Below are 17,493 nucleotides of genomic sequence, written 5' to 3'. Positions count from 1 at the left end.
TGTGGGTCGCCGCGTCCGTCCGGGCCTTGTCCCGCGATCTTCGCGCCGGGCCGGTCCAACCACAGCTGCATCGGGCGACCGCGAAAGAGCCGCGTTCCGTCGTGGTGGTGGCGTGAGGCGGGGCTTGGTGGTGCACGCATCCACCGTACTGCGCGTGACGGGTCGCCCGAGCCGTCGTTATGCGGATCGGGCGGGTCCCGGACAGGCAGCGGTACGGCGTTGGGGGTTGGCAGGCGATGGTGGTGCGGCGGTACGGGTTCAGGGGCGGGGCGTGGGCCGTCGCCGCCGCACTGATGGCCGGCGGGTGCGCCGGACCCGAGGACCCCGCGCCCGGCGGCGACCCCACCGAGACCGTGCGGGGCGCGGCCGAGGTGCTGACCCGGGCGGGCACCGCCAAGACGAGCACCAGCATGGAGATGGCCACCGGTGGGACGCGGGTCACCATCCGGGGCGAGGGCGGCTACGACTTCCGGCGCCGTACCGGACGGCTCCAGGTCGTCCTGCCCAAGGACGCCGCCGGAGCGGACGAGCACCGGCCCGTCACCGAACTCCTCGTCCCCGGCGCGCTCTACATGAAGAACCGCGGCGCGGGCGTCCCGGCCGACAAGTGGGTACGGGTCGACACCACCACCCTGGACGACGGCAACCTCGTCACCGGCGGGGCCACCGACCCGGGCGCCGCCGCCGAACTGCTGCGCGGCGCGCAGCGCGTGACGTACGTCGGCCAGGTCGACCTGGCAGGGGTGAAAGTCAGCCACTACCGCGGGGTCGCCGACCTCGGGGCGGCCGCGCGGGCCGCCTCGCCGCAGGTGCGCGGCTCGCTCGCCGCGGCGGCGAAAGGGTTCGCCAAGGACTCGGTGCCCTTCGACGCGTACCTCGACGCGGAGGGCCGGCTGCGGAAGGTCCGCCACCAGTTCAGCTTCGCCAACAAGGACCGTACGGTCGCGGTCGCGTCGACGACCCTGCTGTACGGGTTCGGCACCCCCGTCGACGTACGGCTGCCGAGTCGCGGGGACATCTACGCCGGGAAGATCGAGGTGTAGCGAGCGGCGCGAAGCCACCCGCAGGCCATGGCCAAATGGTCCGGACTAGTCATGCGCGTTGCGTGGCGCGCTCCCTACGCTGGGAGACCGACGCCGGCAGGAAGAGGTGAACGCGCGTGGCCCCGCCCAGTACCGCGACCGTGCCCACGGAACAGGACCGCGTCGCTCTCGCCGAGATCGAGTTGTGCGGTGAGCTGATCATCGCCGCGTCGGCGGCCGACGGGGAGCGGCTCAGCGCGGACCGTATCGACGAGGTGCTGCGGGTCGATACGGAGCCGGTGGTCAGGGAGCCGGGCGTCACGGAGCGGGCCGACCGTTGATGGTCGACCGGGGCGCCGTCGCCGGCGGCCCCGGGCTCTCAGGTACGCAGCATCCGCGCGATGGCCTTGGTGGCTTCCTCGACCTTGGCGTCGATCTCGTCGCCGCCCTTGGTCGCGGCGTCGGCGACGCAGTGCCGCAGGTGCTCCTCCAGGAGCTGGAGCGCGAAGGACTGCAGGGCCTTCGTGGAGGCGGAGACCTGGGTGAGTATGTCGATGCAGTAGGTGTCCTCGTCGACCATCCGCTGCAGACCGCGGATCTGGCCCTCGATCCGGCGCAGCCGCTTGAGGTGCTCGTCCTTCTGCTTGTGGTAGCCGTGCACCCCGTGATCGTGGTCGGTCGTGGGTGCGGAGGCTTCGGGGGTGACCTCGGCCGCCTCGGTGGTCGTCATCGCGTCCTCCCGTTGTCCAGAAAGGGTGTGTATACCCCTCGTGGGTATATGGTACCGATCCCCGCCGATCCGGGCGGGGGCCCGTGCAGATCACTGTGCCTGATGGGCGACACTGAAGGGACGCCGGTTAGCCGTGGCCGGATGATGCGCCTAGCATCAGCCTGACCGAAACCCAGCACCCCGAGGACCCCACGTGCGATTTCGTCTGACCCCCAGGGAGACGAGCTTCTACGACATGTTCGCCGCGTCCGCGGACAACATCGTCACGGGCTCGAAACTCCTGATGGAACTGCTCGGAGCGGAGCCTTCCGCCCGGGCCGAGATCGCGGAGCGGATGCGGGCAGCGGAACACGCGGGTGACGATGCTACCCACGCGATCTTCCACCAGTTGAACTCCTCGTTCATCACACCCTTCGACCGCGAGGACATCTACTCCCTCGCCTCCTCCCTCGACGACATCATGGACTTCATGGAGGAGGCCGTCGACCTGGTCGTCCTCTACAACGTCGAGGAACTCCCCAAGGGTGTCGAGCAGCAGATCGAGGTGCTGGCCCGGGCGGCCGAGCTGACCGCCGAGGCGATGCCGCACCTGCGGACGATGAACAACCTCACCGAGTACTGGATCGAGATCAACCGGCTCGAGAACCAGGCCGACCAGATCCACCGCAAGCTGCTCGCCCATCTCTTCAACGGCAAGTACGACGCCATCGAGGTGCTCAAGCTCAAGCAGATCGTGGACGTCCTGGAAGAGGCGGCCGATGCGTTCGAGCACGTGGCGAACACGGTGGAGACCATCGCGGTCAAGGAGTCCTGAGGCTTCGTGGACACCTTCGCGCTGATCGTGACCATCGGTGTCGCGCTCGGCTTCACGTATACGAACGGCTTCCACGACTCGGCGAACGCCATCGCCACCTCGGTCTCGACCCGGGCGCTGACCCCGCGGGCGGCCCTGGCGATGGCGGCGGTGATGAACCTCGCCGGCGCGTTCCTCGGCAGCGGGGTCGCCAAGACCGTCAGTGAGGGCCTGATCGAGACGCCGCACGGCGACAAGGGGATGGGCATCCTCTTCGCCGCGCTCGTCGGCGCGATCATCTGGAACCTGGTCACCTGGTACTTCGGTCTGCCGTCCTCCTCCTCGCACGCGCTGTTCGGCGGCATGGTGGGCGCGGCGCTCGCGGGCGGTACGGAGGTGATCTGGTCGGGCGTGCTCGACAAGGTCGTCATCCCGATGTTCGTTTCGCCGGTCGTCGGTCTCGTCGCCGGTTACCTGGTGATGTGCCTGATCCTGTGGATGTTCCGGAAGGCCAACCCGCACAAGGCGAAGCGCGGTTTCCGTATCGCGCAGACGGTGTCGGCGGCGGGCATGGCCCTCGGCCACGGTCTGCAGGACGCCCAGAAGACGATGGGCATCGTGGTGATGGCCCTGGTCATCGCCGATGTGCAGCAGTCGGGCGACGACATCCCGGTGTGGGTGAAGATCGCGTGCGCCGTGATGCTCTCGCTGGGTACGTACGCGGGTGGCTGGCGGATCATGCGGACGCTCGGCCGGAAGATCATCGAGCTGGACCCGCCGCAGGGGTTCGCGGCGGAGACGACGGGCGCGACGATCATGTTCGGCTCGGCGTTCCTCTTCCACGCGCCGATCTCGACGACGCACGTCATCACGTCCGCGATCATGGGCGTGGGGGCGACGAAGCGGGTGAACGCGGTGCGGTGGGGGGTCGCGAAGAACATCATCCTGGGGTGGTTCATCACGATGCCGGCGGCGGCGTTGGTCGCGGCGCTCAGTTATTACGTGGTGCGGCTGTTCTTCGGGTGACGGCCGAAAGGCCGCCGCCCCCTGGGGCAAATGGTTGGGCCCGGCTCTCCTGTGGGAGAGCCGGGCCCATTCGTCTTGCGGTGGCACCGCCATGCAGCACCGCTAGACGTGTTTATCCGAAGCGGCCCGAGATGTAGTCCTCGGTCGCCTGGACAGTCGGGTTGGAGAAGATGCGCTCCGTGTCGTCCAGCTCGATGAGCTTGCCCGGCTGGCCCACGGCCGCCAGGTTGAAGAAGGCCGTGCGGTCCGAGACGCGGGCGGCCTGCTGCATGTTGTGCGTGACGATGACGATCGTGAACCGTTCCTTCAGCTCACCGATCAGGTCCTCGATCGCGAGCGTGGAGATCGGGTCGAGGGCCGAGCAGGGCTCGTCCATCAGCAGGACGTCGGGCTCGACCGCGATCGCGCGGGCGATGCACAGACGCTGCTGCTGACCGCCGGAGAGGCCGGAGCCCGGCTTGTTCAGGCGGTCCTTGACCTCGTTCCAGAGGTTCGCGCCCTTGAGGGAGCGCTCGACGATCTCGTTGAGCTCGGACTTCTTGTACGAGCCGTTGAGCCGCAGGCCCGCCGCCACGTTGTCGAAGATCGACATGGTGGGGAACGGGTTCGGGCGCTGGAACACCATGCCGACCGTGCGGCGCACGGCGACCGGGTCGACCCCGGCGCCGTACAGGTCCTGGTCGTCCAGGAGGACCTTGCCCTCGACGCGGCCGCCGGGGGTGACCTCGTGCATGCGGTTGAGGGTGCGCAGGAACGTGGACTTGCCGCAGCCGGAGGGGCCGATGAAGGCCGTCACCGAGCGGGGCTCGACCGTCATGGAGATGTCGTCGATCGCCTTGTGGGCGCCGTAGTACGCGGAGAGGCCGCTGACGTCGATTCGCTTGGCCATATCAATTCACTTCCAGGGTCGCCGCGTCAGCGGCTGGTCTTGGGGGCCTTCCAGCGGGCGATGCCGCGGGCCACCAGGTTGAGGATCATGACGAAGGCGATCAGGACGAGCGCGGCGCCCCATGCACGGGACACTGCGGCGTCGGTGCCGACCGCGTACTGCTCGTACACGTAGAGCGGCAGCGAGGACTGGGCGCCTTCGAAGGGGTTCGGGTTGATCAGCTTCGTACCGAACACGAGGAGCAGGATGGGGGCCGTCTCACCGGTGATGCGGGCGACCGCGAGCATGACGCCCGTGGTGATGCCGCCGATCGCGGTGGGCAGGACCACCTTCAGGATCGTGCGCCACTTCGGGATGCCGAGTGCGAGGGAGGCCTCGCGCAGCTCGTTCGGGACGAGCTTGAGCATCTCCTCGGTGGAGCGGACGACGACCGGCATCATCAGGATCGCGAGGGCCATCGCGCCGGCGAATCCGGAGGGCCCGAAGCCCAGCATCAGATTCCAGGTGGCGAGGATGAACAGGCCCGCGACGATCGACGGGATGCCCGTCATGACGTCGACGAAGAAGGTGACGGCCTTGGCGAGCTTCCCGCCGCCGTACTCGACGAGGTAGACCGCGGTCAGCAGGCCGATCGGCGCGGCGATCAGGGTCGCGATGGCGACCTGCTCGATCGTGCCGAGCAGCGCGTGGTAGACACCGCCGCCGGCCTCGGCGTCGAGGACGCCGTTCATCGAGTGGCTCAGGAAGTACGGGTCGAGGACCTCGATGCCCTTGCTGATCGTGACCCAGGCCAGCGAGAGCAGCGGGATGACGGCCAGGACGAAGCAGACCCAGACGAGGCTGGTCGCGACGCGGTCCTTGGCCTGACGGCTGCCCTCGACCTTGGAGGTGATCGCGTACGTCCCGAGGACGAAGAACAGCGCGGCGATCAGGCCCCACTGGATGCGGCTGTGCCAGCCGGCCGCGAGGCCGAGGCCGACGGCCGCGGCGATCGAGCCGATGGCGATGGCGAACGGGGTCCACTTGGGGAGCCGGGAGTGGCTGAGCGGATCGCGCTTCACGACGGTCTTCACGGGCGGGCGATCCTGTATGGCGTTGTGGCTCATGCGTTGGCCCCCGAGTACTCCTTGCGGCGACCGATGATCCACCGGGCCGCGCCGTTGACCAGCAGCGTGATGACGAAGAGGACCAGACCGGAGGCGATCAGGGCGTCACGGCCGAAGGCGTCGGCCTCGTTGAACTTCGCCGCGATGTTCTGGGCGAAGGTGCCGCCGCCCGGGTCGAGGAGGTGGCCCGAGAGGAGGAAGCTCGGGGAGAGCACGACGGCGACGGCCATCGTCTCGCCGAGCGCGCGGCCGAGGCCGAGCATCGAGGCGCTGATGATGCCGGAGCGGCCGAAGGGGATGACGGACATCCGGATGACCTCCCAGCGCGTGGCGCCGAGGGCGAGGGCGGCCTCTTCCTGCATCTGCGGGACCTGGAGGAAGACCTCACGGGTCACGTTGGTGATGATCGGCAGGATCATGATCGCCAGCAGGATGCCCACGGTGAAGAGGTTGCGGGCGGGGCCGTCGCTGGCCTTGTCGAAGATGTAGGTCCAGCCGAAGTACTCGTCGAGCCACTTGTTGAGGCCGTCGAGGTACGGGACCAGGAAGATCGCGCCCCACAGGCCGTAGATGATGCTGGGGACGGCGGCGAGCAGGTCGACCACGTACGCGAGCGGCTTGGCCAGCTTGCGCGGGGCGTAGTGCGAGATGAAGAGCGCGATACCGATCGCGACCGGCACGGCGATGAGCATCGCGATGATCGACGAGACGATCGTGCCGAAGGCGAGGACCGCGATGCCGAACACCGGCGGGACGCCGGCCGGGTTCCACTCGAAGGTGGTGAAGAAGTTCGTGGAGTCCTTGGAGATGGCAAGGACGGCGCGGTAGGTGAGGAAGCCCGCGATCGCGGCCATGATCACCAGGAGGGTGATGCCGGAACCTCGGGACAGCCCGAGGAAGATCTTGTCTCCCGCGCGCGTCGCGCTCTTGGCGCGGCGGCTGTTTCGTATGGGTGGTGTGGTTGTCGTAACCATCGGTCTCTCCGGTCTGCGGAGCGGTACGTGCGTACGGCTCCTGGCGGCGGTGCACCGGATGCCGAGGCCGGTCCGTCACCCGTGGGTGGCGGACCGGCCCCGGCCGGGGATCAGGACAGGGTGGGGACGATCTCGCGGACCTTGGCCGCGATGTCGGCCGGGAGCGGGGCGTAACCGGCGTCGGAGAGGATCTTCTGACCCTCCTCGGAGACGGTGTAGTTGAGGAACGCCTTCAGGGTCGGCAGGGTCTCCGCCTTGTTGCCCTTGTCGCAGGCGATCTCGTAGGTGACGAGGATCAGCGGGTAGGCGCCCTCGGCCTTGGTGGCGTAGTCGAGGGAGAGCGCCATGTCGGAGCCGGTGCCCTTGACCTTGGCGGCGGCGATCGCCTTGGAGGCGTTCTCCGAGGTGGCCGCGACCGGGGCAGCGGCGCCGGTGTTCAGGCTGACCGTGTTGATCTTGTTGGCGGTGGCGTAGGAGAGCTCGAAGTAGCCGATGGCGCCTTCGGCGTCCTTGACCGCGGTGGCGACACCGGAGGAGCCGTTGGCGGCCTGGCCACCCTGGGCGGGCCACGACTTCGACTTCGGGTCGTGCTTCCAGTCGGCCGGGGCGGCCGTCGAGAGGTACTTGCCCAGGTTCTGGGTGGTGCCCGACTCGTCGGAGCGGTGGAAGGCCTGGATCGAGCTGTCGGGCAGCTTGGCGCCCGGGTTCAGCTTGGCGATCGCCGGGTCGTTCCACTTGGTGATCTTGTTGTCGAAGATCTTGGCGAGGGTGGAGGCGTCCAGGACCAGGTTGTCCACGCCGTCCAGCTTGTAACCGATGGCGATGGGGCCACCGACCATCGGGAGGTTGATGCCCTTGCCGGTCTTGCAGATCTTCGCGGACTCGGCGACCTCCTCCTCCTTCAGCGCGGAGTCGGAGCCGGCGAACGCGACCTGGCCCTGGTTGAACTTGGTGATACCGCCGCCGGAGCCGATGGCCTGGTAGTTGACCTCGACGCCGTCACAGGCCGCCTGGAAGTTCTTGACCCAGAGGTCCATCGCGCCCTTCTGCGCGGAGGAGCCCGCGGCGAGGAGCTGGCCCTTGGCGCCGTCGCACTTGATGTTCGACGCGGCGGCCGAGGTCTTCTCGCCGTTCGCGGGGGTGCCGGTGTTGTTGTCCGAGCCACACGCCGAGAGGACGAGGGCGCCGGAGACGACGAGGGCACCGATCGCGGAGGCGCGAAGCCCGTTCATGCGCGAAAGCTTCACTTTCGGGTGTTCCTTCCAGAAGCCGCCAGCCGCGGACCGGGTGTCCTGAACGTTGTACGGCGGCGTGTGTCGGGTTGAGGGCGCGGCGCTGTGCCTGTGCACCCTGTACGACCGAAATTAGGCAGAACAGGTGAAGCGGCCGACGGTTGAGAGTGAACGGAAAGTGAACCGTGCCGTAAGGGCGGGTGCGGAGCCCCGGGGAGGGTGGCGGCACGTGTACGGGGGGTGGTGGCGGTACGGGTACGAGGCCCGGCGGTACGGGTGCGACGGGTGGTGGGCGGCGGTCCGGGGCGGTCCGGCGGAACGCCTGCCCACTAGTGGCTCGACTGATGCGACAGGAGCGCGTCGAGCAGCTCCCTGTCCCTCGGCTGGGTCAATCGCGCCCGCGCCCGCTCCGGGGCGAGCCAGACCAGCCGGTCGACCTCCTTGGACGGGGCGAAGGCGCCGCCCAGGGCCAGGGCCGACCAGTACGTGACTTCCTTCGGGCGCCCGTTCGCCAGGTAGTGGACCGTGGGCAGGCGGGGGCCCAGCGCGCAGGAGTGGCCCGTCTCCTCGCGTACCTCCCGCCGGGCGCACTCCTCCGGGGTCTCGCCGCGCTTCAGCTTGCCCTTGGGGTGCGACCAGTCGTCGTACTTGGGCCGGTGGACCAGGGCGATGTCGATGCCGCGGCCCGAGGGGGCGGGGCGCCACAGGACGCAGCCCGCCGCCCGGACCACCTGGTTCAGCCGCTCGTGGTTCACGGGACCGGCGCCGTGGCGTGCTGCCAGGCGCGCTGGAAGGCGAACCGGGCGGCCTCGACCTCGTGGCGCTGGTCCGCGTGGAGGACGCCCAGGGCGTACGCGGTCGCCGGGGCGATGCGCGGGGTGCGGGCCGCGCCGGCCGCGGCGGCGGCCGCCTCGGAGGCGTCGCGGTGCCGGTTCAGGGCCCGGCCGGCCTCGTCGAGGACCGGGTCCGGCGGGGCGTCGCCCTGCAGGACCTCGCAGGCGTACCGGTGCAGGCGGAGCAGCAGCCGGGCCTGGTGCCAGGGCGCGTCCTGGGTCTCGCCGGCCGCGAGGGCGAGGGCGTCGGCGTTGTACGGGTGGGCCGCGCGGGCCAGCGGCAGGCCGCCGACCGCGTCGAGCAGCCGGCGCTCGACGACCGCGGCCGGCGCGTCCAGGACCTCGACCGCCTGGGCCGCCCCCGCGGGGCCCAGCGGTACCTCGGAGGCCAGGAGCGCGACGGCGTCCGCGACCGCGTGGAAGCGGGAGGAGCCGAGCGCCTGGAGCGCGGCCGAGTGGGCGCGCGTACGGGCCAGGGTGAGCTGGCGTTCCAGGAGGGCGCCGGCGCGGGCGGCGCCGACGGTCAGTCCGGAGCTCTCGGCGCCGCGCGCGGCCGGCACCGGGCCGCCGTTGCCGTGGCCGCTGCCGTGCCCGCCGTTGCCGCCGCTCGACAGGCGGGACAGCGCGTCCACCAGGCGGACGAGCCGGGCGGTGCAGGCGTGCTCCAGGGCGAGCGTCCCGGAGAGCCAGGCCAGCTCCGTGCGCAGCTGGTCGGCCCAGGAGGCGTCCAGGAGCGGCCGGAAGGTGTGCAGCGTTCCGCCGATGCGCCGGGCGGCCGCCCGCAGCGCGCGGGCGGCCTCCTCCGCACCGGTCGTGTCCGCCCCGGCCTCCGTGTGCAGGCGCAGGGCGCGCAGGAAGTCACCGGCCCGCGCCTGGAGATAGGGGGAGAGGACCTCGCCCGCCGAGACGCCTGTGGTGGCAGGGGCGCCTGTGGTGACGCCTGTGACGCCTGTGGAGCCCGAGGCGACGTCCGCGGTGGCCGCGAGGTGGTCAGGGTTGTGCACGCCGGCGCCTCCGCGCGTCGATGAGCATCTCCTGGACGTGCCGCAGCGGCTGGCCTTCGGGGTCGGTCGCGTGCCGCGTCCAGTTCCCGTCCGGGCCGAGGTGCCAGGAGGAGGTGGTGTCGGACATTCCGGTCTCCAGGAGCCGGGTCAGGGCCGCCCGGTGGGCCGGGTCGGCGACCCGGACCAGGGCCTCGATGCGCCGGTCGAGGTTCCGGTGCATCATGTCGGCGCTGCCGAGCCAGACCTCGGGCTCGCCGCCGTTGCCGAAGGCGAAGATCCGGGAGTGCTCCAGGAAGCGGCCGAGGATCGAGCGGACCCGGATGTTCTCGGAGAGACCGGCGACGCCCGGGCGGATCGCGCAGATGCCGCGGACCCAGATGTCGACCGGGACGCCCGCCTGCGAGGCCCGGTAGCAGGCGTCGATGATGGCCTCGTCGACCATCGAGTTGACCTTGATCCGGACGTACGCCGGGCGGCCCGCGCGGTGGTGGGCGATCTCCTTGTGGATCCGGGAGACGAGCCCGTCGCGCAGCGACTTCGGCGCGGTGAGCAGCCGGCGGTAGGTCTCGCGGCGGGAGTAGCCGGAGAGCCGGTTGAACAGGTCCGAGAGGTCGGCGCCGACCTGCGGGTCGGCGGTGAGCAGACCGAGGTCCTCGTAGAGCCGGGCCGTCTTCGGGTGGTAGTTGCCGGTGCCGACGTGCGAGTACCGGCGCAGGACGTCGCCCTCCTGGCGGACCACGAGCGACAGCTTGCAGTGCGTCTTCAGCCCGACGAGGCCGTAGACGACGTGGCAGCCGGCCTCCTCCAGCTTCCGCGCCCACTTGATGTTGGCCTGCTCGTCGAAGCGGGCCTTGATCTCGACGAGGACGAGGACCTGCTTGCCGCTCTCGGCGGCGTCGATCAGCGCGTCGACTATCGGCGACTTGCCGGAGGTCCGGTACAGCGTCTGCTTGATCGCGAGGACGTCCGGGTCGGCGGCCGCCTGCTCCAGGAAGGCCTGGACGGAGGTGGAGAAGGAGTCGTACGGGTGGTGCAGGAGCACGTCCCGCTCGCGCAGCGCCATGAAGATGTCGGGCGCGGAGGCCGACTCGACCTCGGCCAGGTCCCGGTGGGTGCCGGCGACGAACTTCGGGTACTTCAGCTCGGGCCGGTCCAGGGAGGCGATCCCGAAGAGGCCGGTGAGGTCGAGCGGGCCGGGCAGCGGGTAGACCTCGGCGTCGGAGATCTTCAGCTCGCGAACCAGCAGGTCGAGGACGTACGGGTCGATGGACTCCTCGACCTCCAGGCGGACCGGCGGGCCGAAGCGGCGGCGCAGGAGCTCCTTCTCCAGGGCCTGGAGCAGGTTCTCGGCGTCGTCCTCCTCGACCTCCAGGTCCTCGTTCCGGGTCACCCGGAACATGTGGTGCGCCAGCACCTCCATGCCGGGGAAGAGCTCCTCCAGGTGCGCGGCGATGACGTCCTCCAGCGGGACGTAGCGCTGCGGGGAGGCCTCCAGGAAGCGGGAGAGCAGCGGCGGCACCTTGACGCGGGCGAAGTGGCGGTGGCCGCTGACCGGGTTGCGTACGACGACGGCCAGGTTGAGGGAGAGGCCGGAGATGTACGGGAAGGGGTGCGCGGGGTCCACGGCCAGCGGGGTGAGGACCGGGAAGATCTGCTGGCGGAACAGGGTGAAGAGGCGCGCCTGCTCCTTCTCGGTCAGCTCGGGCCAGCGGATGAGGTGGATGCCCTCGTCGGCGAGGGCGGGGGCGACGTCCTGCTGGTAGCAGGCGGCGTGCCGGGCCATGAGCTCGCGCGAGCGGGTCCAGATCAGCTCCAGGACCTCGCGGGGCTGCAGACCGGAGGCGGAGCGGTTGGCGACACCGGTGGCGATGCGGCGCTTGAGACCGGCCACGCGGACCATGAAGAACTCGTCGAGGTTCGACGCGAAGATGGCGAGGAAGTTAGCCCGTTCGAGGAGGGGCGTGGTGGGATCCTCGGCGAGTTCGAGGACGCGCTCGTTGAACGCGAGCCAGCTGCGCTCGCGGTCGAGGAAGCGGCCCTGGGGCAGCTCGCCCGAGGTCTCGTCGTCCTCGTAGCCGTCGAGGTCGGCGTCCAGATCGGGGTCGAGGTCGGAGCCACGGGCGCCCGCGACGGTGCTGGGGCGGTGCGCCGCTATCGCGCCGACGGTCGGCTGCGCGGCCGGTTCGCCCTTCCTGTCGCTGGTCGCGGGCTTCCTCCCGGACGTCCTGGCGGACGCCTTGGCGTTCTTCGCGGCCGGCGTCGCGGAGGGTGTCTCGGACGTCGGGGCGGAAGGGGTGGCGGACGGCTGGACCGGGACCTCGGCGGGCTGCTTGCTCATGGCCCCATTCTTCCGCGCGAACGGCTGGTCGGGCGCGTCGGAGCGGGCCGTGGGCGCGGGCAGTCTCCCTTTCGGGAGCGCCTGGGCGGGAGGAGGCACGGCGGGCTTCATTGCGTGAGCGTCGCAAGCGCGTCTGAATGGCTGGTAACGAGGACATGTCGTACGGGAATCGGGGGTGGGGCCCCTGGAGGGCCCCACCGGCCGATTTTCCATGGCCTGATTCGTACGGTACGGGGTCGGGGCGCGGGCGTACATGGCCCGTGGGGCGGCTAGCCGTGGCGGGTGCGCAGGATGCGGAAGGCGGCGAAGAGCGCCAGGGCGGCGAGGACCAGGACGAGGCCGGTCTCGATGAGCTGGAGGGGCCAGTAGTACGAGGCCGGGTAGTAGTCCGAGAAGTGGGCGGTCACGTGCACGTCGTTCCGGCACATGGCGGCGGGGTCGAAGGGCTCGGCGCAGTACCAGCCGTCCAGGCGTTCGCCGGTGGAGGTGAGCAGCCCGGAGTCGGCGAGCCGCGCGTCCTGCGGAACGGGGGCCACGACCGGGCCGCCCGGTGCGAACGGCGCGGTGGCGGTGCGCGCGGGCAGCCACTCCCAGCGGAGGCCGTTCAGGGCGAGCAGCACGAGACCGGTGACGAGGCCGGCCGCGGCCATGGCGACGACGGTACGGCGGATCAGCTGGCCGAGCACCGCGCCGACGGCCACGGCGAGCAGACCGTACGCGACGAGGACGGGCCCCGAGGACTCGAAGACGCCCTGGTCGTACCACTGGAACCGGTACGTGCCGGTGACGTTGCCCCAGCCGAGCCGGAACGTGCCGACCAGCAGGAGCGTGCCGGCGAGCGTCACCGCGCCCGCGATCAGCAGCTTCGACGCCAGCCAGCGGGACGGCGTCACGGACTGGGTCAGGGCCAGCTTGTACGTCCCCGATTCCAGCTCGCGGGCGAGCAGCGGGCCCGCGACGAACGCGGCGACGAGCAGGGGGACGAAGGGGAACCCGGTGGCGGCCAGGTCCATTGCGCCGCGCATCAGCCAGAGGCCGTGGTCCTCGTCGAAGCCGACGGTACGGGAGTCCCAGTAGCGGAGCCAGGCCATGGTCACGAGGCTCAGCGCCACGGCGGCGCCCGCGAGGACAAGGGCTCTCCGGTGCTGGCGGGCCGTCACCCAGTACGGGCCCTTCAGCGTCAGGCTGCTCATGCGGAGGCTCCTTCGGGGGTCGTCGCGGGGGTCGTCGGGGTCGTCTCGGTGGTCGTCTCGGGGGTCTTCGAGGCGCGGAGGTGGGCGAGGAGGAGGTCCTCCAGGGTGGGTTGCGTGGTCTCCCAGGGGCCCTCGACGCGGCCCTCGCGGCGGACCAGGGCGGTGAGTTGACGGCCCGTCGTGCGGGAGTCGACGACCGTGTGCGGGGCCAGGTCGGCGACCGGGCCGCGCAGGAGCACGTGCGCGGCGAGGAGGTCGTCGATCGTGCCGTCCAGGCGGACGCGGCCGTCGTCCACGAGGAGCAGGTGGTCGCAGGCGCCCTCCAGCTCGGTGAGGATGTGCGAGGACATGACGACGGTCGTGCCGCGCTCGGCCGCGTCGGCCATCAGGACGCCCATCAGCTCGTGGCGGGCCAGCGGGTCGAGATCGGCCATCGGCTCGTCCAGGAGCAGGAGTTCGGGACGCTTGCCGAGGGCCAGGGCGAGGGCCACGCGGGTGCGCTGGCCGCCCGAGAGGGTACGGATCCGGGCCCCGGGGTCCAGGGGGCCCGCGGCGACGACGCGGTCCGCGATCGCCCCGTCCCAGCGGTCCGGGTTCAGCTCGCGGCCCATCCTGAGCGTCTCGGCGACCGTGAGCTGCGGGTAGAGCGGCTTGTCCTGGGCGACGTACGCGAGCTGCTCGCGGGCGGGGGCCCGGAGCGTGCCCTCGGTGGGGCGGAGCAGGCCCGCCGCGAGGGCCAGGAGCGTGGACTTGCCCGCGCCGTTGGGCCCGACGAGCGCGCACACCCGGCCGGTGGGGAGGGCGAAGGAGCAGTCCTTCAGGGCCCAGCGGCCGCCTCCGCCCCGTCCTCCGTACCGCTTGCCGAGGCCCTCGGTGCTCAGGGCCGTACCACTGGTCATGCGTCCCCCTGTCATGCGTTCCCCTCGAAGAATTCCTTCAGTACGGAAGTGAAGAGCGCGGCCACGTCCTCGCGCTCCAGGCCCTCGGCGCGGGCCCGGCGCGCCCAGTCGGCGAGTTCGCCGCGCAGCGGCGACTCGGCGGGGGCGGCTCCGAGCGTGGCCCGGACGAAGGTGCCCAGGCCCCGGCGGGCCTCGACGAGGCCGGCGCGCTCCAGCTCGCGGTAGGCCTTGAGGACCGTGTTCGGATTGATGGCCGTCGCCTCGACGACCTCGCGCGCGGTGGGCAGCTGGTCGCCCGGCTCCAAGAGGCCCATCCGGAGGGCCTGTTCGGTCTGCTGGACGATCTGGAGGTAGGTGGCGACCCCGCTGCGTCGGTCGATCCGGTACTCGAGCATGTTCTTCCACCACCCTTTCACTAATCAAGTAGTGAAAGGGTGGTGGAAAGGAGGGGGCGGTGTCAACCGCCCCCTGCCGAAACCCGGTTACCGGCTCACGACTCCGTGCGGTACATCAGGTCCACCTCGTGCGTCACGAACCCGAGCCGCTCGTACACCGTCACGGCCGCCGTGTTGTCCGCGTCCACGTACAGCATCGCCGTCGGCAGCCCCTGCGCCGCCAGGTGCCGCAGGCCGATCGCCGTCAGCGCCTTGCCGAGGCCGCCGCCCTGGGCGTCGGGCAGGATGCCGACCACGTACACCTCGCCGAGCTGGTCCTCCGCGTGGGTCTTCGTCCAGTGGAAGCCGATCAGCCGGCCGTCCTTCTCCGCGAGGAAGAAGCCCTTCGGGTCGAACCACGGCTCGGCCGTCCGGTCGTCGAGGTCCCGCTGGGTGAGCGAGCCCTGCTCCGGGTGGTGGGCGAAGGCCGCCGCGTTGACGGCCAGCCAGGCGGCGTCGTCCTGGCCCGGTACGAAGGTGCGGACCGTGACGCCCTCGGGCAGCACCGGTTCGGGGATGTCGAGCGGGACCAAGGCGCGGCGCAGCTGGCGCAGTTCGCGGAACAGGGTCAGGCCGAGGACCTGCGCCAGGTGCCGGGCCGCCGACTTCCCGCCGTGCGCCCACACCCGCAGCCGCTTGCCCGAGGCCGCGAGCAGCGCGCTACCGAGCGCCCGCCCGTGCCCCCGGCCCCGGTGCGTCGGGTGGACGACGAGCTCGGCGGCCGGGGCCTCCACGGGGTCGGTGTCCTCCAGTTGCGCGTAGCCGTAGAGGTTCGAGCCGACCGTGAGCAGGAAGTGCGTGACGCCTTCCCGCCGGCCGTGCCGGAGATAGAGCCGCCCCTGCTCGGACACGGCATGGACGCCGTCCGCGCGGTCGGCCGCCTCCAGCAGGTCGAGGACGTCGCTCACCTGCTCGGGCGAGAGCTCGTCGAGAGTGTGGATCTGCCGGCCGGGTTCGAGGGCCGGTGCCGCGTCTGGAGTCATGCCTTGAGCCTACGGAATCAACCTAGTTGTAACCCGGTACCCCCTGTTGCGCTACGCGCGTTGACTCTAGGCTGCGCTGGCACGTCAGCAGTCGAATGAGCAGTCGAGTGGCGCCGCACATCGGGGCGCGGGGACAAGGGGAGCGATGGCAGCGACACCGAAGAAGAAGAGGACAGCGGGGCGGATACTCGCCGTCGGCGCGGGGCTCGCGACCGTCGGCGCGCTTGTGGCCGCGCTGCCCGCGGGCGCCTCGGGGACGAAGGACGACCGGGGCGGCAAGGGCCAGGGCTACGGCTATGGGCGCTACGTCGACGTCCAGCTGCTCTCCTTCAACGACCTGCACGGGAACCTGGAGCCGCCGACGGGCTCGGCCGGCCGGGTCACCCAGATCCAGCCCGACGGGACGACGAAGACCATCGACGGTGTGGGTGGCGTCGAGTACCTGGCCACGCACCTGCGTGAGGCCCGCAAGGGCAACCCGTACTCCGTCACCGCCGCCGCCGGCGACATGATCGGCGCCTCTCCGCTGGTCTCCGGGCTCTTCCACGACGAGCCGACCATCGAGGCGCTGAACCGCCTGAAGCTCGACGTCAGCTCGGTCGGCAACCACGAGTTCGACGAGGGCGCGCGCGAGCTGGCCCGGATGCAGAACGGCGGGTGCCACCCGACCGCCGGCTGTTTCGAGGAGGGCAAGCGGTTCAAGGGCGCGAAGTTCCCGTACCTCGCGGCCAACGTGACCAACGAGAAGACCGGTCGCCCGGTCCTCGACCCGTACTTCATCTGGGAGCGCAACGGGGTCAAGGTCGGCTTCATCGGCGTGACCCTGGAGGGCACCGCCGACATCGTCTCCGCCGAGGGCATCAAGGGCCTGAAGTTCGGCGACGAGATCGAGACGATCAACAAGTACACGAAGATCCTGGAGCGCAAGGGCGTCAAGTCGATCGTCGCGCTGCTGCACGAGGGCGGCGTGCCGGCCTCGGGCTCGTACAACTACAACTGCGACAGCCCCGGCCCCGGTGACGGCATCTCGGGCCCGATCGTGGACATCGCGAAGAAGGTCAGCCCGCAGGTCGACGCGCTGGTGACCGGCCACACGCACCAGGCGTACGCGTGCACCATCCCGGACCCGTCCGGCAAGCCGCGCACGGTCACCTCGGCGGCCTCCTTCGGCAAGCTGTACACGGACACGACGCTCACCTACGACCGTCGTACGAAGGACATCGTCCGCACCGCCGTCTCCTCCGCGAACCACGTCGTCACCCGTGACGTGGCCAAGGCCGAGGACATGACCCGGCTGATCGACCGCTGGAAGACGCTGGCCGCGCCGATCGCGAGCCGTCCCGTCGGCTACATCTCCGGTGACGTCGACAACCCCTTCGACGCGCCCGAGAAGTCGCTGGGCAACCTGATCGCCGACGCGCAGCTCGAGGGCATGGCCCCGGCCGACAAGGGCGGCGCCCAGCTGGCGCTGATGAACCCGGGCGGCGTGCGCGCGCCGCTGGTGCACAAGGCGTCGGCCGGTGAGGGCGACGGCGTGGTGACCTACGGCGAGGCGTACACCGTCCAGCCGTTCACCAACATGATGACCGCGGTCGACCTGACCGGCGCCCAGCTCATCACCGCGCTCCAGCAGCAGGTCAGCGGCCCGAACCAGGCGGCCCCGAAGATCCTCCAGGTGTCGAAGGGCTTCACGTACACCCTGGATCTGACGAAGACCGGCGCCGACCGGATCGTGGTCTCCTCGGTGAAGCTGAACGGCGAGGCGATCGACCCGTCGAAGACCTACCGGGTCGCGATGAACGAGTTCCTGGCCGGTGGCGGTGACGGCTTCGCCGTCCTGAAGGAGCACAAGAACAAGCTGGTCGGCGCCTCCGACCTGGACCTGTTCACCGCCTACCTCGGCGCCCACTCCTCGGCGAGCGCCCCGCTGGCCCCGCCGGCCACGGGCCGGATCACGGTCGTCAAGTAACCGTCGTCAAGTAACTCCGCGACGCCCCAGGGGCGGTGGATCGATTCTTCGGTCCGCCGCCCCTTTCG

At 70.7% G+C, this 17,493-nt stretch carries 17 protein-coding genes; 5 read left to right on the top strand and 12 right to left on the bottom strand.

Annotated elements, in window-relative coordinates; translation table 11 throughout:
* Positions 1–236: 236 nt before the first annotated feature.
* Positions 237–1,043: a hypothetical protein gene (locus ACWCO8_RS27785; protein ID WP_451034552.1), complete on the top strand. Its 807-nt coding sequence runs from the start codon at positions 237–239 to the stop codon at positions 1,041–1,043.
* Between the two features lie 116 nt (positions 1,044–1,159).
* A complete protein-coding gene (locus ACWCO8_RS27780; RefSeq protein ID WP_451034551.1) occupies positions 1,160–1,363 on the top strand; it encodes a hypothetical protein in 204 nt (67 codons plus the stop codon).
* 38 nt (positions 1,364–1,401) lie between these two features.
* Here the strand turns inward: ACWCO8_RS27780 and ACWCO8_RS27775 are convergent, their stop codons facing one another.
* The gene (locus tag ACWCO8_RS27775; RefSeq protein WP_361960305.1) at positions 1,402–1,752 is read right to left on the bottom strand and encodes a metal-sensitive transcriptional regulator; all 351 of its coding nucleotides are present in this window, start codon (positions 1,750–1,752) and stop codon (positions 1,402–1,404) included.
* Positions 1,753–1,945: 193 nt separating this feature from the next.
* Between ACWCO8_RS27775 and ACWCO8_RS27770 the strand changes: the two genes are divergently transcribed.
* Both ACWCO8_RS27770 and ACWCO8_RS27765 read left to right on the top strand, forming a co-directional pair.
* Positions 1,946–2,566, top strand: a complete 621-nt coding sequence (locus tag ACWCO8_RS27770; protein WP_384513929.1) for a DUF47 domain-containing protein — start codon at positions 1,946–1,948, stop codon at positions 2,564–2,566.
* Between the two features lie 6 nt (positions 2,567–2,572).
* Complete coding sequence (locus ACWCO8_RS27765) at positions 2,573–3,571, top strand: anion permease (RefSeq protein WP_451034550.1); 999 nt, start codon at positions 2,573–2,575, stop codon at positions 3,569–3,571.
* Positions 3,572–3,683: 112 nt separating this feature from the next.
* Here the strand turns inward: ACWCO8_RS27765 and pstB are convergent, their stop codons facing one another.
* From pstB to mshD, 11 genes are all read right to left on the bottom strand, one after another.
* Positions 3,684–4,460: a phosphate ABC transporter ATP-binding protein PstB gene (gene pstB, locus ACWCO8_RS27760; protein WP_451034549.1), complete on the bottom strand. Its 777-nt coding sequence runs from the start codon at positions 4,458–4,460 to the stop codon at positions 3,684–3,686.
* A 26-nt stretch (positions 4,461–4,486) separates the two neighbouring features.
* Positions 4,487–5,566, bottom strand: a complete 1,080-nt coding sequence (gene pstA, locus ACWCO8_RS27755; protein WP_451034548.1) for a phosphate ABC transporter permease PstA — start codon at positions 5,564–5,566, stop codon at positions 4,487–4,489.
* The gene (gene pstC / locus ACWCO8_RS27750; protein ID WP_451034547.1) at positions 5,563–6,540 is read right to left on the bottom strand and encodes a phosphate ABC transporter permease subunit PstC; all 978 of its coding nucleotides are present in this window, start codon (positions 6,538–6,540) and stop codon (positions 5,563–5,565) included. The genes pstA and pstC overlap by 4 nt, the downstream gene beginning before the upstream one ends.
* Positions 6,541–6,650: 110 nt before the next feature.
* The gene (gene pstS / locus ACWCO8_RS27745; protein WP_451034546.1) at positions 6,651–7,787 is read right to left on the bottom strand and encodes a phosphate ABC transporter substrate-binding protein PstS; all 1,137 of its coding nucleotides are present in this window, start codon (positions 7,785–7,787) and stop codon (positions 6,651–6,653) included.
* A 314-nt stretch (positions 7,788–8,101) separates the two neighbouring features.
* Positions 8,102–8,512, bottom strand: coding sequence for an NUDIX hydrolase (locus ACWCO8_RS27740; protein WP_451034577.1), 411 nt, complete (start codon positions 8,510–8,512; stop codon positions 8,102–8,104).
* Positions 8,513–8,523: 11 nt separating this feature from the next.
* Positions 8,524–9,609 carry a CHAD domain-containing protein gene (locus tag ACWCO8_RS27735; protein ID WP_451034545.1) on the bottom strand — a complete coding sequence of 362 codons (1,086 nt, stop codon included), beginning with the start codon at positions 9,607–9,609 and terminating at the stop codon, positions 8,524–8,526.
* Positions 9,596–11,947 (bottom strand): RNA degradosome polyphosphate kinase, encoded by a 2,352-nt coding sequence (locus tag ACWCO8_RS27730; RefSeq protein ID WP_451034544.1) that lies wholly within the window; start codon positions 11,945–11,947, stop codon positions 9,596–9,598. The genes ACWCO8_RS27735 and ACWCO8_RS27730 overlap by 14 nt, the downstream gene beginning before the upstream one ends.
* Positions 11,948–12,216: 269 nt before the next feature.
* Entirely contained in the window at positions 12,217–13,140 is a 924-nt protein-coding gene (locus tag ACWCO8_RS27725; protein ID WP_451034543.1) for an ABC transporter permease, read from the bottom strand.
* Positions 13,137–14,039 (bottom strand): ABC transporter ATP-binding protein, encoded by a 903-nt coding sequence (locus ACWCO8_RS27720; RefSeq protein WP_451034542.1) that lies wholly within the window; start codon positions 14,037–14,039, stop codon positions 13,137–13,139. The genes ACWCO8_RS27725 and ACWCO8_RS27720 overlap by 4 nt, the downstream gene beginning before the upstream one ends.
* A gap of 11 nt (positions 14,040–14,050) precedes the next feature.
* Positions 14,051–14,434, bottom strand: coding sequence for a GntR family transcriptional regulator (locus ACWCO8_RS27715; RefSeq protein WP_451034541.1), 384 nt, complete (start codon positions 14,432–14,434; stop codon positions 14,051–14,053).
* 95 nt (positions 14,435–14,529) lie between these two features.
* On the bottom strand, positions 14,530–15,456 hold the full coding sequence (gene mshD, locus ACWCO8_RS27710; protein WP_451034540.1) for a mycothiol synthase: 927 nt from the start codon (positions 15,454–15,456) through the stop codon (positions 14,530–14,532).
* A 145-nt stretch (positions 15,457–15,601) separates the two neighbouring features.
* Between mshD and ACWCO8_RS27705 the strand changes: the two genes are divergently transcribed.
* Positions 15,602–17,425: a bifunctional metallophosphatase/5'-nucleotidase gene (locus tag ACWCO8_RS27705; RefSeq protein ID WP_451034539.1), complete on the top strand. Its 1,824-nt coding sequence runs from the start codon at positions 15,602–15,604 to the stop codon at positions 17,423–17,425.
* Positions 17,426–17,493 lie beyond the last annotated feature (68 nt).

Source organism: Streptomyces sp. NPDC001927 (assembly GCF_053594455.1).
Note: the sequence above shows the minus strand (reverse complement) of the source record. Positions and strands in the feature narration are given on the sequence as shown.